General features: G+C 69.1%; 15 protein-coding genes and 1 pseudogene. 10 read left to right on the top strand and 6 right to left on the bottom strand.

The window, feature by feature from the left end; all coding sequences use genetic code 11:
- The first annotated feature begins 70 nt into the window (after positions 1–70).
- From aceB to QFZ53_RS17490, 4 genes are all read left to right on the top strand, one after another.
- On the top strand, positions 71–1,732 hold the full coding sequence (aceB, locus tag QFZ53_RS17475; protein WP_307298540.1) for a malate synthase A: 1,662 nt from the start codon (positions 71–73) through the stop codon (positions 1,730–1,732).
- Positions 1,733–1,759: 27 nt separating this feature from the next.
- Complete coding sequence (locus tag QFZ53_RS17480) at positions 1,760–3,355, top strand: isocitrate lyase (RefSeq protein WP_307298542.1); 1,596 nt, start codon at positions 1,760–1,762, stop codon at positions 3,353–3,355.
- Between the two features lie 117 nt (positions 3,356–3,472).
- Entirely contained in the window at positions 3,473–3,829 is a 357-nt protein-coding gene (locus tag QFZ53_RS17485) for a hypothetical protein (protein WP_307298543.1), read from the top strand.
- Positions 3,830–3,838: 9 nt separating this feature from the next.
- Positions 3,839–4,270 carry a hypothetical protein gene (locus tag QFZ53_RS17490; protein WP_307298544.1) on the top strand — a complete coding sequence of 144 codons (432 nt, stop codon included), beginning with the start codon at positions 3,839–3,841 and terminating at the stop codon, positions 4,268–4,270.
- Between the two features lies 1 nt (position 4,271).
- Here the strand turns inward: QFZ53_RS17490 and QFZ53_RS17495 are convergent, their stop codons facing one another.
- Positions 4,272–4,781, bottom strand: a complete 510-nt coding sequence (locus tag QFZ53_RS17495) for an Lrp/AsnC family transcriptional regulator (RefSeq protein WP_373426302.1) — start codon at positions 4,779–4,781, stop codon at positions 4,272–4,274.
- A gap of 110 nt (positions 4,782–4,891) precedes the next feature.
- On the opposite strand from QFZ53_RS17495, the gene ald reads away from it, so the two are divergent.
- The 5 genes and pseudogenes from ald to QFZ53_RS17520 all read left to right on the top strand — a co-directional run bounded on the left by ald (position 4,892) and on the right by QFZ53_RS17520 (position 12,434).
- A complete protein-coding gene (gene ald, locus QFZ53_RS17500) occupies positions 4,892–5,983 on the top strand; it encodes an alanine dehydrogenase (RefSeq protein WP_307298546.1) in 1,092 nt (363 codons plus the stop codon).
- A gap of 206 nt (positions 5,984–6,189) precedes the next feature.
- Positions 6,190–7,584 carry an MFS transporter gene (locus tag QFZ53_RS17505; protein WP_307298548.1) on the top strand — a complete coding sequence of 465 codons (1,395 nt, stop codon included), beginning with the start codon at positions 6,190–6,192 and terminating at the stop codon, positions 7,582–7,584.
- A gap of 10 nt (positions 7,585–7,594) precedes the next feature.
- On the top strand, positions 7,595–9,142 hold the full coding sequence (locus tag QFZ53_RS17510) for an FAD-dependent oxidoreductase (protein WP_307298551.1): 1,548 nt from the start codon (positions 7,595–7,597) through the stop codon (positions 9,140–9,142).
- Entirely contained in the window at positions 9,139–11,220 is a 2,082-nt protein-coding gene (locus QFZ53_RS17515; protein WP_307298553.1) for a molybdopterin oxidoreductase family protein, read from the top strand. The genes QFZ53_RS17510 and QFZ53_RS17515 overlap by 4 nt, the downstream gene beginning before the upstream one ends.
- Before the next feature lie 10 nt (positions 11,221–11,230).
- Positions 11,231–12,434 (top strand): annotated as a pseudogene (locus tag QFZ53_RS17520) (pyridoxal phosphate-dependent aminotransferase).
- 90 nt (positions 12,435–12,524) lie between these two features.
- Here the strand turns inward: QFZ53_RS17520 and QFZ53_RS17525 are convergent.
- The 5 genes from QFZ53_RS17525 to QFZ53_RS17545 are packed head-to-tail and all read right to left on the bottom strand — an operon-like array spanning position 12,525 to position 15,786.
- Positions 12,525–12,926 (bottom strand): VOC family protein, encoded by a 402-nt coding sequence (locus QFZ53_RS17525; protein ID WP_307298555.1) that lies wholly within the window; start codon positions 12,924–12,926, stop codon positions 12,525–12,527.
- A 19-nt stretch (positions 12,927–12,945) separates the two neighbouring features.
- A complete protein-coding gene (locus QFZ53_RS17530; protein ID WP_307298558.1) occupies positions 12,946–14,082 on the bottom strand; it encodes a UDP-N-acetylmuramate dehydrogenase in 1,137 nt (378 codons plus the stop codon).
- Positions 14,082–14,480, bottom strand: a complete 399-nt coding sequence (locus QFZ53_RS17535) for a MaoC/PaaZ C-terminal domain-containing protein (protein WP_307298561.1) — start codon at positions 14,478–14,480, stop codon at positions 14,082–14,084. The genes QFZ53_RS17530 and QFZ53_RS17535 overlap by 1 nt, the downstream gene beginning before the upstream one ends.
- Entirely contained in the window at positions 14,480–14,935 is a 456-nt protein-coding gene (locus QFZ53_RS17540; RefSeq protein ID WP_307298564.1) for an FAS1-like dehydratase domain-containing protein, read from the bottom strand. The genes QFZ53_RS17535 and QFZ53_RS17540 overlap by 1 nt, the downstream gene beginning before the upstream one ends.
- A 35-nt stretch (positions 14,936–14,970) precedes the next feature.
- A complete protein-coding gene (locus QFZ53_RS17545; RefSeq protein ID WP_292909472.1) occupies positions 14,971–15,786 on the bottom strand; it encodes a sulfite exporter TauE/SafE family protein in 816 nt (271 codons plus the stop codon).
- 128 nt (positions 15,787–15,914) lie between these two features.
- On the opposite strand from QFZ53_RS17545, the gene QFZ53_RS17550 reads away from it, so the two are divergent.
- On the top strand, positions 15,915–17,489 hold the full coding sequence (locus QFZ53_RS17550) for an AMP-binding protein (RefSeq protein ID WP_292909474.1): 1,575 nt from the start codon (positions 15,915–15,917) through the stop codon (positions 17,487–17,489).
- Positions 17,490–17,559: the final 70 nt, after the last annotated feature.

The raw sequence follows: 17,559 nt of genomic DNA on the forward strand, positions 1-17,559 counted from the left end.
AGTTCACCCAGAGTGGTGTTCAAGCCACCCGGCGTCGAGGCCGGATCGACCGAAGAAAGGACTTCTGATCATGAGCACTCCCACCATCACCGCACCGATCCAGACGGCGCAGCAGGGGCCGGCGATCGCAGTCACGGGCCCGATCCGCGAACGCTACGACGAGGTCCTCACGCCCGAGGCCCTCGCGTTCCTCACCGAGCTGCACCACCGATTCGGCGGACGTCGCCACGACCGCCTCGCCGACCGGATGCGACGCCGCTTCGAGATCGGCAACGGGCACGACCCCCGGTTCCGCGACGACACCGCGCACATCCGCGAGGATCGCGACTGGCGTGTGGCCGGCGCGGGCCCCGGCCTCGAGGACCGCCGCGTCGAGATCACCGGCCCCACGGACCCGAAGATGACCATCAACGCCCTGAACTCCGGTGCGAAGGTCTGGCTCGCCGATCAGGAGGACGCGACGAGCCCCACGTGGCAGAACGTGATCGAGGGACAGCTGTCGCTCAGGGATGCGATCCGCGGCGAGCTGTCCTACACCGCCCCCGCATCCGAGACGGGTCCTGGCAAGGAGTACCGCGTCACCGCCGAGCGCACCCCCACGATCGTGATGCGTCCTCGCGGATGGCACCTGCCTGAGAAGCACATCGACTTCACCGATCGCGCGGGCCGGCGGATGTCGGCATCCGGTTCTCTGGTCGACTTCGGCCTCTACTTCCTGCACAACGCTCAGGCGCTGATCGACGCGGGCCGCGGACCCTACTTCTACATCGCCAAGCTCGAGTCGAGCGAGGAGGCGAAACTGTGGGACGACGTGTTCTCGTTCGCCGAGGAGTACGTCGGCATCGCCCACGGCACGATCCGCGCGACTGTCCTGATCGAGACCCTGCCTGCGGCCTTCGAGATGGACGAGATCCTCTACGAGCTGCGCGACCACTGCGCGGGCCTGAACGCCGGGCGCTGGGACTACATCTTCTCGATCATCAAGAACTACCGCGGTCGCGGCGCACGCTTCGTGCTGCCCGACCGCAGCGAGGTCACGATGACCGTGCCGTTCATGCGGGCCTACACCGATCTGCTCGTGCAGACCTGCCACAAGCGGGGCGCCTACGCGATCGGCGGCATGAGCGCATTCATCCCGAACCGGCGCGACCCTGAGGTGACCGCGCGGGCGATCGAGAAGGTCTCCGCCGACAAGAAGCGCGAGGCCGGCGACGGCTTCGACGGCACCTGGGTGGCCCACCCCGATCTGATCCCCACCGCGCAGGCGGAGTTCGACGCCGTGCTCGGCGAGCGGCCGAACCAGGTCGATCGTCAGCGCGACGACGTGCACGTGACGGCATCCGATCTGCTCGATCTGCACATCGGGCGTCCGATCACGGCACGGGGCGTGCGCGACAACGTGTCGGTGGCGATCCGCTACCTGGAGGCCTGGCTGCGGGGCCTGGGAGCCGTGGCCATCGACAACCTCATGGAGGATGCCGCGACCGCCGAGATCAGCCGCTCGCAGGTGTGGCAGTGGATCCACCAGGACCGGACGACCGAAGACGGCACGGCGATCACACCCGAGTACGTCGAAGGCCTCATCCGCGAGGTGCTCGCCCAGGCCACCCGTTCCGCGGGCGACCGTTTCGAGGATGCAGCGGAGATCTTCCGCGAGGTGGCGCTGCGCGAGGAGTTCCCCGCTTTCCTCACTCTCGGCGCCTACTCCCGGTACCTCACCGAGACCGACTGACCGCTCACCGACGACGAAGGACCTGACATGACCCAGTACGAGAACGACATCGACGCGATCCAGACGCTGAAGGACGCGAACGGCTCTGCATGGCGAGCCATCGACCCCGAGTCGGTCGCGCGGATGCGGGCGCAGAACCGCTTCCGGACAGGACTCGAGATCGCGCAGTACACGGCCGACATCATGCGCCGCGACATGGACGACTACGACGCCGACTCCTCTGTCTACACCCAGTCGCTCGGGGTGTGGCACGGCTTCATCGGGCAGCAGAAGCTCATCTCGATCAAGAAGCACCTGAAGTCGACGAACAAGCGCTACCTGTACCTCTCCGGCTGGATGGTCGCGGCGCTGCGCTCCGAGTTCGGCCCGCTCCCCGACCAGTCGATGCACGAGAAGACGGCCGTCCCCGCCCTGATCGAAGAGCTCTACACGTTCCTCCGCCAGGCCGACGCACGCGAGCTCGACCTGCTGTTCACGCAGCTCGATGCGGCTCGTGCGAGCGGCGATGAGACCGCGATCGAGTTCATCCAGTCGCAGATCGACAACTACGAGACCCATGTGGTGCCGATCATCGCCGACATCGACGCAGGCTTCGGCAATCCCGAGGCGACGTACCTCCTCGCCAAGAAGATGATCGAGGCCGGCGCGTGCGCGATCCAGATCGAGAACCAGGTCTCCGATGAGAAGCAGTGCGGCCACCAGGACGGCAAGGTCACGGTGCCGCACGAGGACTTCATCGCCAAGCTCAACGCGGTCCGCTACGCGTTCCTCGAGCTCGGCATCGACAACGGCGTCATCGTCGCCCGCACCGACTCGCTCGGCGCCGGTCTCACCCAGAAGCTCGCGGTCACCCGTGAACCCGGCGATCTCGGCGATCAGTACAACTCGTTCCTCGACGTCGAGGAGATCTCGGAGGCGGAGCTCGGCAACGGCGACGTGGTCATCAAGCGCGACGGTGCGCTGCTGCGGCCGAGGCGCCTGGCCAGCAACCTGTACCAGTTCCGCCCGGGGACCGGTGAGGAGCGCGTGGTCCTCGACTGCATCACGTCGCTGCGCAACGGCGCCGATCTGCTGTGGATCGAGACCGAGAAGCCGCACGTCGAGCAGATCGCGGGCATGGTCGACGCGATCCGCGAGGAGATCCCGAACGCGAAGCTGGTCTACAACAACAGCCCGTCGTTCAACTGGACGTTGAATTTCCGTCAGCAGGTGTACGACCTGCTCGCGGAGCAGGGTGAGGAAGTCTCGGCGTACGACCGCGACAAGCTGATGAGCGTCGAGTACGACGACACGGAGCTCGCGCGGCTCGCCGACGAGAAGATCCGCACGTTCCAGCGCGACGGATCGGCCCGCGCGGGGATCTTCCACCACCTCATCACGCTCCCGACGTACCACACGGCTGCACTGTCGACGGATGACCTCGCGAAGGGCTACTTCGGCGACGAGGGGATGCTCGCCTACGTCAAGGGAGTCCAGCGCCGTGAGATCCGCGGCGGGATCGCGACGGTCAAGCACCAGAACATGGCCGGAACCGACATCGGCGACAACCACAAGGAGTACTTCGCCGGTGACGCCGCTCTCAAGGCGGGCGGCCAGCACAACACGATGAACCAGTTCAACTGACGCCCCCGGCGAACCCAGCCGGTCCCCGCGAGCCCCTCGCCCCACCAGGGCGAGGGGCTTCGTCATGCCTGTGGATAACTCCTGCGGGCCGTCGACGGCCGCACGTACTCTGCTGGCATGACCGATATCGTCGCTCCCCGGGAGACCAGGAGCATCCGCCGCACCGTCGGCATCGTGCTCCTGATCGTCGCCGCTCTGACGACGGTCCCCGCTGCCGTCGCCGGTATCGCCGAGGCTACGCTGATCCCCGACAGGGCGCCGCCCGAGGCGTTCCTGCTGCCGGGGCTCGCGGCGTGGCTGATGACGTACACGTGGTGGTTCCACGCGGCGCTGATCGTGATCGGCATGATCCTCGTGTTCGAGGCGCCGCGAAGAGCCTGGGCCGCGCTCCTCGGCGTCGCAGTCTCGGTCAGCTGGGTCGTGGCGATGGTGTTCCTGATCACCTCCGGCATGCTGTTCCCGCAGGGGGCATAGCCTGGAGGCATGAGCGACGTCTGGGCCGGGATCGCCGGCGAGTTCCTCCACCTCTATCCGCGCGGATGCCGGATCCTCGCGGTCGCGGGAGCGGATGCCGCTCGCTCCCGTCGCGCCGCGGACGACCTCGCCGAGGCGCTGCGCGCCGCGGGTCAGGAGGTGCGGCGCGTGCACAGCGCCGACCGAGACGAGCAGGCTCTGCGCGACGACGTGGTCTCGCCGTTCCGCGCCGCGCAGGAGCCCGCGGTGCTCGTCGTCTCGGGCCCTGGCATCCTGCTCGGCGCCACCGCTCGCGGAATGTGGAACTTCGCCGTGTGGCAGCTCGAGGGTGATGAGCCGCCGCACACGGTCGCCGATGCGATCGTGGACATGACAGACCCCGACGCCCCGACGCGTCGCTTCGCGGACTACTGCGCGGCGCCTGCGGCCTGGGGCGCCTGACTCAGCGGAACGACGCCGCGACTGAGCCCCGGTGGTAGTCGAACACGATGCTCGTGCGCGTCGAGGCGACGCTCGACTGCGCCGACAGGTGCTCGAGAACGAACTCGCGCATCTCCGAGGAGTCGGCCACCGCGATGTGGAGCAGGAAGTCGTCGTCGCCGCCGAGGAAGAACAGCTGGATCACCTGCGGCAGCACGCGTACCCGCTCGGCGAACTCGACGATGCTCTCGCGTCGCCCGCTCGGGCGCAGTGTCACGCCGATGACCGCTTGGAGGCCGGCGCCCAGCATCCGCTCGTCCACGCTCGCGTGGAACCCGGTGATGACGCCCCGCTCGAGAAGCGATCGCAGGCGCGCGTGGGCGGTCGACGGAGCGACGCCCAGGGTGCCCGCGAGCTCGGCATTGGTCATGCGACCGTCAGCCGCGAGCAGACTCACGATCCGGGCGTCGATCGGGTCGAGCGCGGGGGCTCGCAGAGTATTCGGTCCGGGGGCTTGCGAAGGCATCTCCATCCGAACGATTATTCAGGATTCGACCGCCGGGCGAATAGTCTTCAGCGAATCTTCCCGTGAGCCGACGTTTCTGCGATCCTGACTTCACCGCCATCATCTCAGGAGGATCGATGAAGATCGCCGTGCCCACCGAGGTCAAGAACAACGAGAACCGCGTCGCGCTCACCCCCGCCGGCGCCGACCGCCTCGTACACGAGGGGCATCGCGTGCTCGTGCAGTCGGGCGCAGGGCTCGGCTCCGGCATCGCCGATGACGACTATCACGCCGTCGGCGCGGAGATCGTCGCCACCGCCGACGAGGTCTGGCACGATGCCGAGCTCCTCATCAAAGTCAAGGAGCCGATCGCTCAGGAGTACGGCTTCCTGCGCCCTGATCTCACGCTCTTCACGTACCTTCACCTGGCCGCCGACCGCGCCCTCACGACCGCGCTCGTCGAGGCCGGCACCACGGCCGTCGCCTACGAGACCGTGCAGCTGCCCGACCGCAGCCTCCCGCTGCTGGTGCCGATGAGCGAGATCGCCGGCCGCCTCTCCGTCACGATGGGCTCGTATTCCCTGCTGCGCTCGAACGGCGGCCGCGGCATGCTGCTCGGCGGCATCGCGGGCGCCCCGCGTGCGAAGACCGTCGTGATCGGCGGCGGCGTCGCGGGCGAGCACGCCGCGGCGAACGCTCTCGGTCTCGGCGCGCAGGTCACCGTCATCGACATCTCGCTGCCGCGCCTGCGCGAGCTCGAGCACCGCTACGGCGGCGCTCTGCAGACCCGGATGTCCAGCCGATACGACATCGCGGAGGAGCTCGCCACGGCCGACCTCGTGATCGGCTCGGTGCTGATCCCCGGTGCTGCGGCCCCCAAGCTGGTCACCGACGCCATGGTCGCCGCGATGAAGCCGGGGTCTGTGCTGGTCGACATCGCGATCGACCAGGGCGGATGCTTCGAAGGCTCCCGTCCGACCACGCACGACGATCCGACCTTCGCCGTCCACGACTCGATCTACTACTGCGTCGCGAACATGCCGGGCGCGGTGCCCGCGACCGCGACGAGGGCGCTCACCAACGCGACGATCCCCTACGTGTCGGCGATCGCCGGCAAGGGCTGGGAGCGCGCAGCATCCGACGATCCGGCCCTTGCGAAGGGCCTGAACGTCCACGGCGGCCGCGTCGTGCTCGAGGCTGTCGCCCGGGCGCACGGCCTCGCCGCCTGAGGACTGCGTCACGCTCGCGGCGACGGCCGTGCCCGAGATCGGATGCTTCGTTACAGCCGTGTTTCGTCTTTCTCTTGCGCGGCGCGTCGCCGCGGTGATGGAGATGTGACGCCCCCGTAAAGTCCCTGCCGCACGCCCGGAACACCTCCCCCCTAGCGTGGCCGATACGCGAACCAGCGTGAAGCGCCACCCTACGGAGGTCTGCCATGGCAACATCCACCGACACCCTGCGCACGATCGATGCGGCATCCGGGGCCCTCGCCGAGCGCCCCGGCCGCTGGCTCGACGGCTGGAACGCCGAGAACGGCGAGCAGTGGGAGTCGCAGGGCCGCGCGATCGCGAAGCGGAACCTGGGCTGGTCGATCTTCGCCGAGTTCCTCGGCTTCGTGATCTGGCAGCTGTGGAGCGTCGTCGTCGTCATGCTCCCCGCCGCCGGATTCGCCCTCACCAGCGGCGAGCAGTTCTGGCTCATCTCGCTGCCGACACTCGTCGGCGCGACTCTGCGCATCCCCTACACCTTCGCGGTGGCCCGCTTCGGCGGCCGGAACTGGACGATCGTCTCCGCCGGCCTCCTGCTCATCCCCGCCGTCCTGCTGGGCATCGTCGTCCAGCATCCGGAACTCCCCTTCGGCGTCCTGCTCCTGGTCGCCGCGCTCGGCGGAGTCGGCGGAGGCAACTTCGCAAGCTCCATGGCGAACATCACCTACTTCTTCCCGCAGAAGGAGAAGGGCTGGGCGCTCGGCTTGAACGCGGCCGGCGGCAACCTCGGCGCCGCTGTCGCGCAGTTCACGGTGCCGATCGTCGTCACTCTCGGGGCTGCGGGCACGCTGAACCTCAGCCTCGCCGGCTGGTTGTGGGTGCCGCTGATCCTGCTCGCGATGTGGGGCGCGTGGCGGTTCATGAACAACCTCTCGACGGCGAAGACCGACTTCGCGGGGGTCGCTGCGGCCCTCCGAGAGAAGCACCTGTGGATCATGGCGTTCCTCTACATCGGCACCTTCGGCTCGTTCATCGGGTTCGCCGGAGTCTTTCCGAAGCTGATCGCCGACCAGTTCCCCGAGTTCTCCACACTCTCGATCGGCACCGCGAGCGTCGGGCTGGCGTTCCTCGGCGCGCTGACCGGATCGCTGGCCCGCCCCTACGGCGGTCGGCTCGCCGATCGCATCGGCGGCGCCCGGATGACGATCGCCGCGTTCACGTTGATGATCGCCGCGACGGTCGCGGTGATCCTCACTCTCCCACTGCACAACTTCTGGCTCTTCCTCGGCCTGTTCCTGCTGCTGTTCATGGCGACGGGCATCGGCAACGGCGCGACGTACCGCATGATCCCCTCGATCTTCGCCGCCCGGGGCGCGGCACAGGCTGGTACCGAGCACGCGGTGTCCACTCAGCGCCAGGGTGCGGCCGCCGTCGGGATCATCTCGGCTGTCGGCGCATACGGCGGATTCCTCATCCCGCAGGTGCTGAACGCATCGCAGGCCACCACCGGCCGGTACGACTCCGCGTTCTGGGGCTTCGTGGTCGCTTACGCCGCGATGGCAGCGGTCACCGCCGTGATCTATCTCGTGCCGCGGGCGTCGCTCGACCGCCGGATCGTCTGAGGGCGTGCGCGTGTCGCCGCACAGAATCGTGCTGATCGGATTCGGGCCGGTCGGCGCACGGTTCGCGGAGGAACTGCTGCCCGCGGTCGAAGACGGCCGAGTGGACCTCACGATCGTCGGCGCCGAGTCGCACGATCCCTACAACCGGATCATGATCGCGGAGTACGCCGCGGGTGAGATCGAGCGCGAGTCGCTCACGACCGCGGTCGCCGCCGACTTCACCGCGGCCGGTGCCTCGGTGCTGCGCGGTCGACGGGTGACGCTGATCGACCGCGAGGCATCCGTCGTCGTGCTCGACGACGGATGCCGACTCCCCTACGACCGCGTCGTGCTCGCCACCGGCGCCAGGGCGAATCTCCCCGCGCTGGACGGGATCGACCGCCTCGGACCCGACGCCTCCGGGCTCGATCACGCGCTCACCGAGGGCGTGTGCGCCGTGCGCAGCCTGGAGGACGCGGAGCGTGTCAAAAAGGTCGTGGATGCCGGGGGCCGCGTCGTGATCCTCGGCGCCGGTGTGCTCGGGATCGAGTTCGCGCTGCTGCTGGCCGCAGCCGGTGCGATCCCCCGGCTCGCCCACTTCGGACCGATCCCGATGCCTCGGCAGCTAGACCGGGGCGCCGCCCACGTGCTCGCGGGATCCCTCGATCACGCGGGGGTCACGGTCGTCCCGCACATGCGCGCGGAGGGCGTCGTCGTCCGCGAGGTCGACGGCATCCGCTCGTTCCGAGCTCTCGTCTCCAGCGACGGCAAGCGCATCGAGGGCGACCTGCTGGTGCTCTCCTGCGGTGTGCAGGCGCGCACTGAACTCGCGGTCGACGCCGGTCTCCGGGTCGCTCGGGGTGTTCTCGTCGACGACCGGCTGCGCAGCTGGACCGACCCTCGGGTCCACGCCATCGGCGACGTCGCGCACCTCGCCGACCCGATCGTCCACGCGCATGAGCGCGAGGTTCCCGGTGGCCCCTCCGGGCTGATCGGTCCCGGCTGGCGCCAGGCGGACTGGCTGGCTGCGGCGATCGTCGCCGAGCTGGGGGGTCTGGAGGTCGAGCCGTTCGCCGAAGAGGTGCCCGGGGTCGTGCTCGTGAAGGCGAGCCAGGTCGATCTCGTGTCAGCCGGCGATGTGCAGGCCGACCCCTTCGCGCCGACGCCGGTGGGTGAGAAGCCACGCGAGGTCGCGCTGTGGGCCGATCCGCAGCACGGCACCTACGTGAAGATGACGACGACCGACGGTGTGCTCGACGGCTTCGTGGCGGTGGGGATGCCGCGGGCCGCCGCCGAGCTGGCCGTGCTGTACCAGCGACGAGGCGAGCTTCCGAGCGACCGATCACTGCTGCTGCGGCTCGATGCGGCCGAGGCGGCCCTTCCCGTGCCTCTGGGACGCGAAGCCACGGTCTGCATGTGCAACGCCGTCACGGCCGGCCAGATCGAGGACGCGGTGACCGAGCACTCCTGCACGAGCGTGGAGGACGTCGGCAGGTGCACCCGGGCGGGTACCGGATGCGGTGGTTGCCGTGCGCGGATCGCAGATATGCTGACCGCTCTGGAGGTCGCCCCCGCATGACCGACACGCACTGCCCGTACTGCGCGCTGCAGTGCGCCATGACGCTCACCGCGACCCCCGGCGAGCGCCTTCCCGTCGAGGTCGCCGGTCGCGATTTCCCCACCAACCGGGGCGGGCTCTGCAAGAAGGGCTGGACCTCTGCCGAGCTGCTCGGCAGGGCCGACAGGATCACCTCCCCGCTCGTGAAGCAGGCCGACGGGACCTTCGTCGAGGCAGGCTGGGCGGAGGTCCTCGACCGCATCGCCGCCGCCGTCACGCGACTGAAGGCCGAGAGCGGCCCCGACGCGATCGGCGTGTTCGGCGGTGGCGGCCTCACGAACGAGAAGGCGTACCAGCTCGGCAAGTTCGCGCGCATCGCGCTGGGCACCCGCCTGATCGACTACAACGGGCGCTTCTGCATGTCTTCCGCGGCCGCGGCCGCGAACCGCGCCTTCGGCCTCGACCGGGGTCTGCCGTTCCCGCTCTCCGACCTCGACACGGCCGACGCCGTCCTCGTCCTCGGCTCGAACATCGGCGACACCATGCCGCCGTTCGTGCAGCACCTGCAGGGAGCCAGAGGCCGCGGCGGGCTCATCGTCGTCGATCCGCGGCGCTCGACCACGGCCCGGCTCACCGAAGACGGCGCGGGGATGCACGTGCAGCCCGTCCCGGGGACGGACCTGGCACTCCTGCTCGGCATCGCCCACGTCGTCGTGGCCGAAGAGCTGTACGACCGCGACTATCTCGACGAGCGCACCGTCGGCTTCGAGGCTGTTCGACGCTCGGTGTCGTCGTGGTGGCCGGCCCGCGCGGAGTCCGTCACCGGGGTTCCTGCCGAGACGATCCGCGCCGTCGCGCACCGTCTGGCCGGTTCCTCTTCGGCGTACATCCTGACCGGGCGCGGAGTCGAGCAGCACGTCGACGGCACCGACACCGCGACGGCCGCGATCAACCTCGCCCTCCTGCTCGGCCTCGTCGGGCGCCCTGGGTCCGGATACGGCACGCTCACCGGGCAGGGGAACGGGCAGGGTGGCCGCGAGCACGGTCAGAAATCCGACCAGCTGCCCGGCTATCGCAAGATCATCGATCCGGCCGCCCGCGCTCACGTCGCCCGCGTGTGGGGTGTCGACCCCGCGATCATCCCCGGCCCCGGACTGCCCGCGGTGCAGCTGCTCGAGCGATGCGGAGCTGCCGACGGAGTGCGGATGCTGCTCGTGCACGGGGCCAACGTCGTGGTCTCTGCGCCGGACGTGTCGCAGGTGCGCGCCGCACTCGGGCGGCTCGACCTCCTCGTCGTGAGCGACTTCTTTCTGTCGGAGACGGCGCAGCTCGCCGACATCGTGCTCCCTGTGCTGCAGTGGGCCGAAGAGGACGGCACCATGACGAACCTCGAAGGCAGAGTCATCCGCCGTCGCCGCGCCGTCGATCCGCCTCCCGGAGCCCGCAGCGAGCTGTGGATCATGCGCGAGCTCGCCGAGCGGCTCGGCGCCCCTGGTACCTGGTCGCTCGACCCCTCCGAGGTCTTCGACGAGCTCGCCCGCGCGTCGGCCGGCGGCATCGCCGACTACTCCGGCCTGTCGCACGCGCTGCTCGACACCGGCGTCGAGGCGCACTGGCCGTACCCGGCCGGTTCCACCGGCACTCCGCGGCTGTTCCGCGAGCGCTTCGGCCACGACGACGGCCGCGCGCGTCTGGTCGCGGTACGAGCGCGTCAGCCGGAGACTCCGCGAGGCGCGGAGCTCAGCCTCATCACCGGCCGCCTGCTCGCGCACTACCAGTCGGGCACGCAGACCCGAAGAGTGGCAGAGCTGAACGACCTGCACCCGCGCATCGTCGCCCAGCTGCATCCCCTGACCGCGCGCGACCGAGGTGTGGCGGAGGGGTCCCGCATCCGCCTGTCGAACTCCCGCGGCGCGCTCGAGGCCGATGTCGAGCTCACCGACGGCATCCGCCCCGACACGGTGTTCCTGCCCTTCCATTACTCTGGAGCGGAGAGTGCGAATCTGCTCACGAGTGCCGCGACCGACCCGCACAGCTCGATGCCGGAGTTCAAGAATGCCGTGGTCACCGTCGAAGCGATCCGGGCCGGCGCCGAGTAGCATTTGACGTGTGACCGAACGCGCACCTCTCTCCCGCAAACTGTCCGCAATCGCCGAGTCCGCGACTCTGAAGGTCGACGCCAAGGCGAAGGCCCTGAAGGCCGAGGGCAAGCCCGTCATCTCGTACGCCGCCGGCGAGCCCGACTTCGCGACGCCGCAGTTCATCGTCGATGCCGCGGCCGAGGCTCTCGCCGACCCCGCGAGCTATCGGTACACGCCGGCCCCTGGCCTTCCGGCCCTCCGCGAGGCGATCGCGGCGAAGACGCTGCGCGACTCGGGCCTCGAGGTCTCCCCTGCCCAGGTCATCGTCACGAACGGCGGCAAGCAGTCGGTCTACCAGGCCTTCCAGGCTGTGGTGAACCCGGGCGACGAGGTGCTGCTTCCGGCGCCCTACTGGACCACCTACCCCGAGGCCATCCGCCTCGCCGACGGCACTCCCGTCGAGGTGTTCGCCGGCGCCGACCAGGAGTACAAGGTCACCGTCGAGCAGCTCGAGGCCGCCCGCACCGAGCGCACCACCGTGCTCGTGTTCGTGTCGCCCTCGAACCCGACCGGCTCGGTGTACACCGCCGAGGAGACCAAGGCCATCGGCGAGTGGGCCCTCGAGCACGGCATCTGGATCGTCTCCGACGAGATCTACCAGAACCTCACCTACGAGGGCGTCAAGGCGACCTCGATCGTCGAGGCCGTGCCGGACGTCGCGAACCAGACCATCCTCGTCAACGGCGTCGCGAAGACCTACGCCATGACCGGCTGGCGCGTGGGCTGGATGGTCGGCCCCGCAGACGCCATCAAGGTCGCAGGAAACCTGCAGTCGCACCTGACCAGCAACGTGAACAACGTCGCCCAGAAGGCCGACGATCGCCGCGCTCAACGGCCCGCAGACCGAGGCCGAGCAGTTCCGCGAGGCGTTCGACCGCCGCCGTCGGCTGATCGTGTCGGAGCTGTCGAAGATCGACGGCCTCGTGGTGCCGAACCCGCTCGGCGCGTTCTACGTGTACCCCGACGTGCAGGGCCTGCTCGGCCGCACCTGGGGCGGCGTGACGCCGACCACATCGCTCGAGCTCGCCGACCTCATCCTCGACCAGGCCGAGGTCGCGGTCGTCCCCGGAGAGGCCTTCGGCCCGTCCGGTTACCTCCGCATGTCGTACGCGCTCGGCGACGACCAGCTCCTCGAGGGCGTGCAGCGCCTGCAGCGGCTGTTCTCCGCCTGACGCGTCTCGTCGCTTCGACTCGATGATCGCTCGATGACCGGAACTCCGGTCGTCGAGCGATCAGAGCGAGACGGGACGCTGCGAGATCCGTCAGTCCTCGGGGTGGAAGCCGATCAGCCAGCGGATGCCGTAGCGGTCGACGACTGTTCCATCGAAGTCGCCCCAGGGCCGCTCCTGCAGCGGGTCGATGACGCGTCCGCCCGCGGCGAGCTGGTCGAACCAGCTGGTGAGGGTCGTGGCATCCGCGGTGCCGAGCAGCGACAGGAACATGCCGGCCATCTGCACGGCGTCGTCGTCGGCTCCGGCATCCGCTCCGGCGATCTCGACGGGACCTGCGAGCTGGCCGTGCGCGATCGCGTCGCCCGGGCCGTCATGGCGACCGGCTACCGCGTAGTCGAGCAGCTGAAGCTCTCCGCCGAAGACGGCCTGATAAGAGCCCAGCGCCTCGGCGGCGTTGCCGGGGAACAGCAGGTAGGGGATGAGTCCGCTCATGCCGCGAGTGTACGCCGGGCTAGAGCTCGACGCCCACGAGCACGGGCTCTGGCTGCAGGACGAGACCGAACTCCGAGTGCACGCGGCTCTGGATGAAGCGGGCGAGTTCCGAGACCTCCGCCGCGCTCGCTCCGCCGCGATTCGTGAGGGCGAGAGCGTGCTTGGTCGAGACCGAGGCACGCGAACGCGGCAGCTTGAAGCCCTTGCGGATGCCGGCCTGCTCGATCAGCCAGGCCGCGCTGACCTTGACCTCGGCACGCTTCTGCATCTGCACCGGCTGCGGGACCAAGCCGTCGTACGACGTGAGCGGGATCACGGTGACAGCGTCGAGGTCGGGTGTCACCGGCCACTGCGGGCACTCGGGCGGCAGCGCCCTGGCGACGCTCTCCGGCACGATCGCGTTCTGGAAGAACGAGCCGACGCCGTGCGTGTCAGGATCGTTCGCGTCGAGCAGCATGCCCTTCGATGCGCGGGTCGAGAGGATGCGCTCCCGCACCCAGCTCAGCAGCACCGGCTCATCGCTCTCGAGGCCGAGCGCGCGACGCAGCTGCGCGCCTCGCACCACGCGCTCCCCCGCCACGGCGAGGTCGACCGTGATCGAGAGGATCACGGCTCGGCGCTGCGGCTCGCTGCCGTAGTGGTGTTTGAACACCGAGGTGCGGAATCCGAGTCCGAGGTCGGATGCCGGCACGGTGACGATCTCGGACGTGTGCTCATCGAGCAGCTCGACCTCGGCCAGGGTCTCCTGGATCTCCTGGCCGTACGCCCCGATGTTCTGCACGGGGGCGGCGCCGACCGTTCCCGGGATGCCGCTCATCGCCTCGAGCCCCGCGTAGCCGTGCTGCACAGCGTAGGCGACCAGGTCGTCCCATCCGTGCCCGGCCTGTGCGCGCAGGCGGATGCGACCGGGGTGCGGAGAAGGCAGCTCCTCGATGCCTCGCGTGAGCACTCGGATCACGGTGCCCTCGAACGGCTCGTCGCCGACGAACAGGTTCGACCCGCCACCCAGGACGAACCAGTCGTCTCCCCGCGCCCAGACGTCCTGCAGCGCGTCGACCAGTTCGGCGGTGGTGTTCGCCTCGAGCATGCGCTCGGGCGCCGCGCCGGTCTGCAGCGTCGTGAGCGCGGACAGGCGGATCGGCTCGACCTCGCGCATCAGATCGCGACGCGCAGCTGCGCTTTGACGAGCACGGTCGCCTCGCCGAAGGTGACCTTGAGGTCGATGCGCGCAGCGGTCTCGTCGACGGCTCCGACGGTCGCGAGGACGTGGACGTCGGCACCGCTCTCAGGATCGACGACGACGGGCTTGGTGAATCGCACGCCGTAGTCGAGGATGCGAGCGCTCGGGTCGAGCGCCGCGACGACGACGGACGAGGCGATTCCCATCGTCAGCATGCCGTGCGCGAGCACTCCGGGCAGTCCCACGGCCGCCGCGACGTCGTCACGGTAGTGGATGGGGTTGAAGTCTCCCGAGGCGCCTGCGTACCGCACGAGCGACTCCCGGGTCAGATGCACGGTGCGCTCGGCGACCACGTCTCCCACGGTGAACGACATCAGGAGGCCCCTTCTTCCGAGCCCACCAGCAGCACGCTGGTGGCCGTCACGACGTGGCTGCCCTCGGCATCCGTGATCTCGGCCTCGCTCGTGATCATGGCGTTCCCGCCCATCATGCGGATGCCGGTGACCTTCAGACGGCCGGTCAGTTCGTCACCCGCGACGATCGGCCGCGTATAGGCGAAGCGCTGCTCGGCGTGGATCGTGCGCGCCAGCACGATGCCGGAGTCCGGCTCGGCGAGCAGCTGCTGCAGGGTGTGGTCCTGGATGACCATCGCGAACGTCGGCGGCGCAACGACGTCGGCGAAGCCTGCGGCGCGCGCGGCGTCCACGTCGGTGTGCTGCGGGGCGTCGGCGAAGACGGCGCGAGCGAACTCGCGCACCTTCTCACGTCCGACCAGGTACGGGGCGGTCGGCGGGTATTCCCGGCCGACGAGATCTTGGTTCACTGCCACCCCTCGATCCTACTTTCCCGAACCGACCGGCCTGTCTACTTCTGGGTCCCTGACCCTGCCGAAGGGCGGCCTTTGATCGCCTTCATCGCCATCTGCGCCGCGATGACGACGAGGTATGCCGCGAACAGGATGTTCCCCGTGAGGGGATCGATCAGAGTCGCGAGCCACGCGCCGAGCGCCGTGGTCGTGCACGCCGAGACTCCGATGAGCGCGGCCGCCACGAGGTCGACGTTGTGGTTGCGCAGGTTGCCGATCGTTCCGGACAGTGCAGTCGGGATCATCATCAGCAACGAGGTGCCCTTTGCGACGAGGTCGCTGGTGCCGAAGGCGATCATCATCGCCGGAACCACGATCACGCCGCCGCCGACGCCGATGAGGCCCGCGATCACACCGGTGGCGACGCCGAGCACGACGAGCGATATCCCGCTCAGCCAGTTGAGGTCGAAGTCGGCGTCGCGGGAGGGGATCACCAGGAAGAGCGTCACGATCACGACGAGGAGGAAGATCACGAACGCCCATCGCAGCACCGTCTGCGAGATCTTCGGCAGCAGCCGCGTGCCGATCTGCGCTCCGACCACGGATCCCGCGGCGAGGATCAGCGCCGGAACCCAGGCGACCGAATCGTGCACCGCATAGGAGATCACGCCCACCGTGGCCGTGGGGATGATCGCCGCGAGCGACGTGCCTGCTCCGAGGCGCTGGTTGAAGTGCAGCAGCAACACGAGCAGCGGCACGATGACGGTGCCGCCTCCGACTCCGAAGAGTCCGGAGAGAAGACCGGCGACGAGGCCGATCCCCACGAACGATGCGTAGGCGCGAGGCCCTCGGCTCAGGCTCTGGACGTCACTCACCGTTTCAGCCTACTCGCGGGCAGCGCTCGCCCCCGGATGCGGGTGAACCCTGGGACTGGGTGCCATTGTGTGCGACACTGGATCGCATCGGACGCCGGCGTCCGCAGACCCGGATCGAAGGAGATCTCATGGTTCGCAGTTCCTACCCCGACGTGGAGATCCCCGACGTCTCCATCCACGAATTCCTGTTCGGAGACCTCGATGAGTCGCGGCTCGATGCCATCGCACTGGTCGACGGCATGAGCGGCGCCACCACGACCTATCGGCAGCTTCTCGGGCAGATCGACCTGTTCGCCGGCGCCCTCGCCGCGCGCGGCGTCGGCGTCGGGACGAAGGTGGGCGTGCTCTGCCCGAACGTCCCCGCTTTCGCGACCGTGTTCCACGGCATCCTGCGAGCAGGGGCGACCGCGACGACGATCAACTCGCTGTACACCGCCGACGAGATCGCGAACCAGCTGACCGATGCCGACGCCACCTGGCTCGTCACCGTCTCTCCTCTGCTCGCCGGGGCACAGGCCGCGGCCGAGGAGCTCGGGATCGAGGCGGATCACGTGATCGTGCTCGACGGCGCCGAGGGGCACCCCTCGCTCCCCCAGCTCCTCGGAGAGGGGCACAGCGCCCCAGCGGTCTCCTTCGATCCCGCGACCCACATCGCGGTGCTCCCCTATTCCTCCGGCACCACGGGACGACCGAAGGGAGTCATGCTCACCCACCGCAACCTCATCGCGAACGTCTCCCAGTGCCGCTCCACGATCTCTCTCGCCGACGACGACCGCGTCCTCGCTGTGCTCCCCTTCTTCCACATCTACGGCATGACGGTGCTGCTGAACTTCGCTCTGCGCCAGCGTGCAGCTCTCGTGACGATGCCGAAGTTCGACCTCGTCGAGTTCCTGCGTGTGGTGCAGGAGCACCGGACCAGCTGGGTCTTCATCGCTCCCCCGATCGCAGTCGCCCTGGCGAAGCACCCCCTCATCGACCAGTACGACCTGTCGGCGATCAAGGTGATCTTCTCCGGCGCCGCGCCTCTCGACGGCACCCTGGCCACGACCGTCGCGAACCGGCTGGGCTGCGTGGTGTGCCAGGGGTACGGAATGACAGAGACGAGCCCGGTCACGCACGCCATCCCCTACGACCGCCCCGACATCGACCGCTCGTCCGTGGGCATGCTGCTCGCGAACACCGAAGCGCGGCTCCTCGCCGAGGACGGCGCCGACGTCGAGGTCCCGGCATCCGGCGCCAGCGAACCGGGCGAGCTCCTCATCCGCGGGCCGCAGGTGATGCAGGGCTACCTCAACCGTCCAGACGCGACTCAGGAGATGCTGGACGCCGACGGCTGGCTGCACACGGGTGACGTGGCGACCGTCACCCACGACGGGGTCTTCCGGATCGTCGACCGCCTCAAGGAGCTCATCAAGTACAAGGGCTACCAGGTCGCCCCCGCCGTGCTCGAGGCGGTGCTGCTCGAACACCCGTCCATCGCCGATGCCGCCGTGATCGGCACACTCGACGACGACGGCCAGGAGGTGCCGAAAGCGTACATCGTGGTGCAGCAGGGCGCCGAGCTGGATGCGGATGCCGTGATGGCCCACGTCGCCGCGCATGTCGCGCCACACGAGAAGGTGCGTCAGGTGGAGTTCATCGGCGCCATCCCGAAGTCGGCCTCGGGCAAGATCCTGCGCAAGGACCTGCGCGCCCGCGCGTGATCGCACGACCGACTCCCCAGGCGCCAAAGACGAAGCCCGCCACCTCCGAGGAGGTGGCGGGCTTCGTCGT

This window comes from Microbacterium natoriense (genome assembly GCF_030816295.1).
Taxonomy (GTDB): Bacteria; Actinomycetota; Actinomycetes; order Actinomycetales; family Microbacteriaceae; genus Microbacterium; species Microbacterium natoriense_A.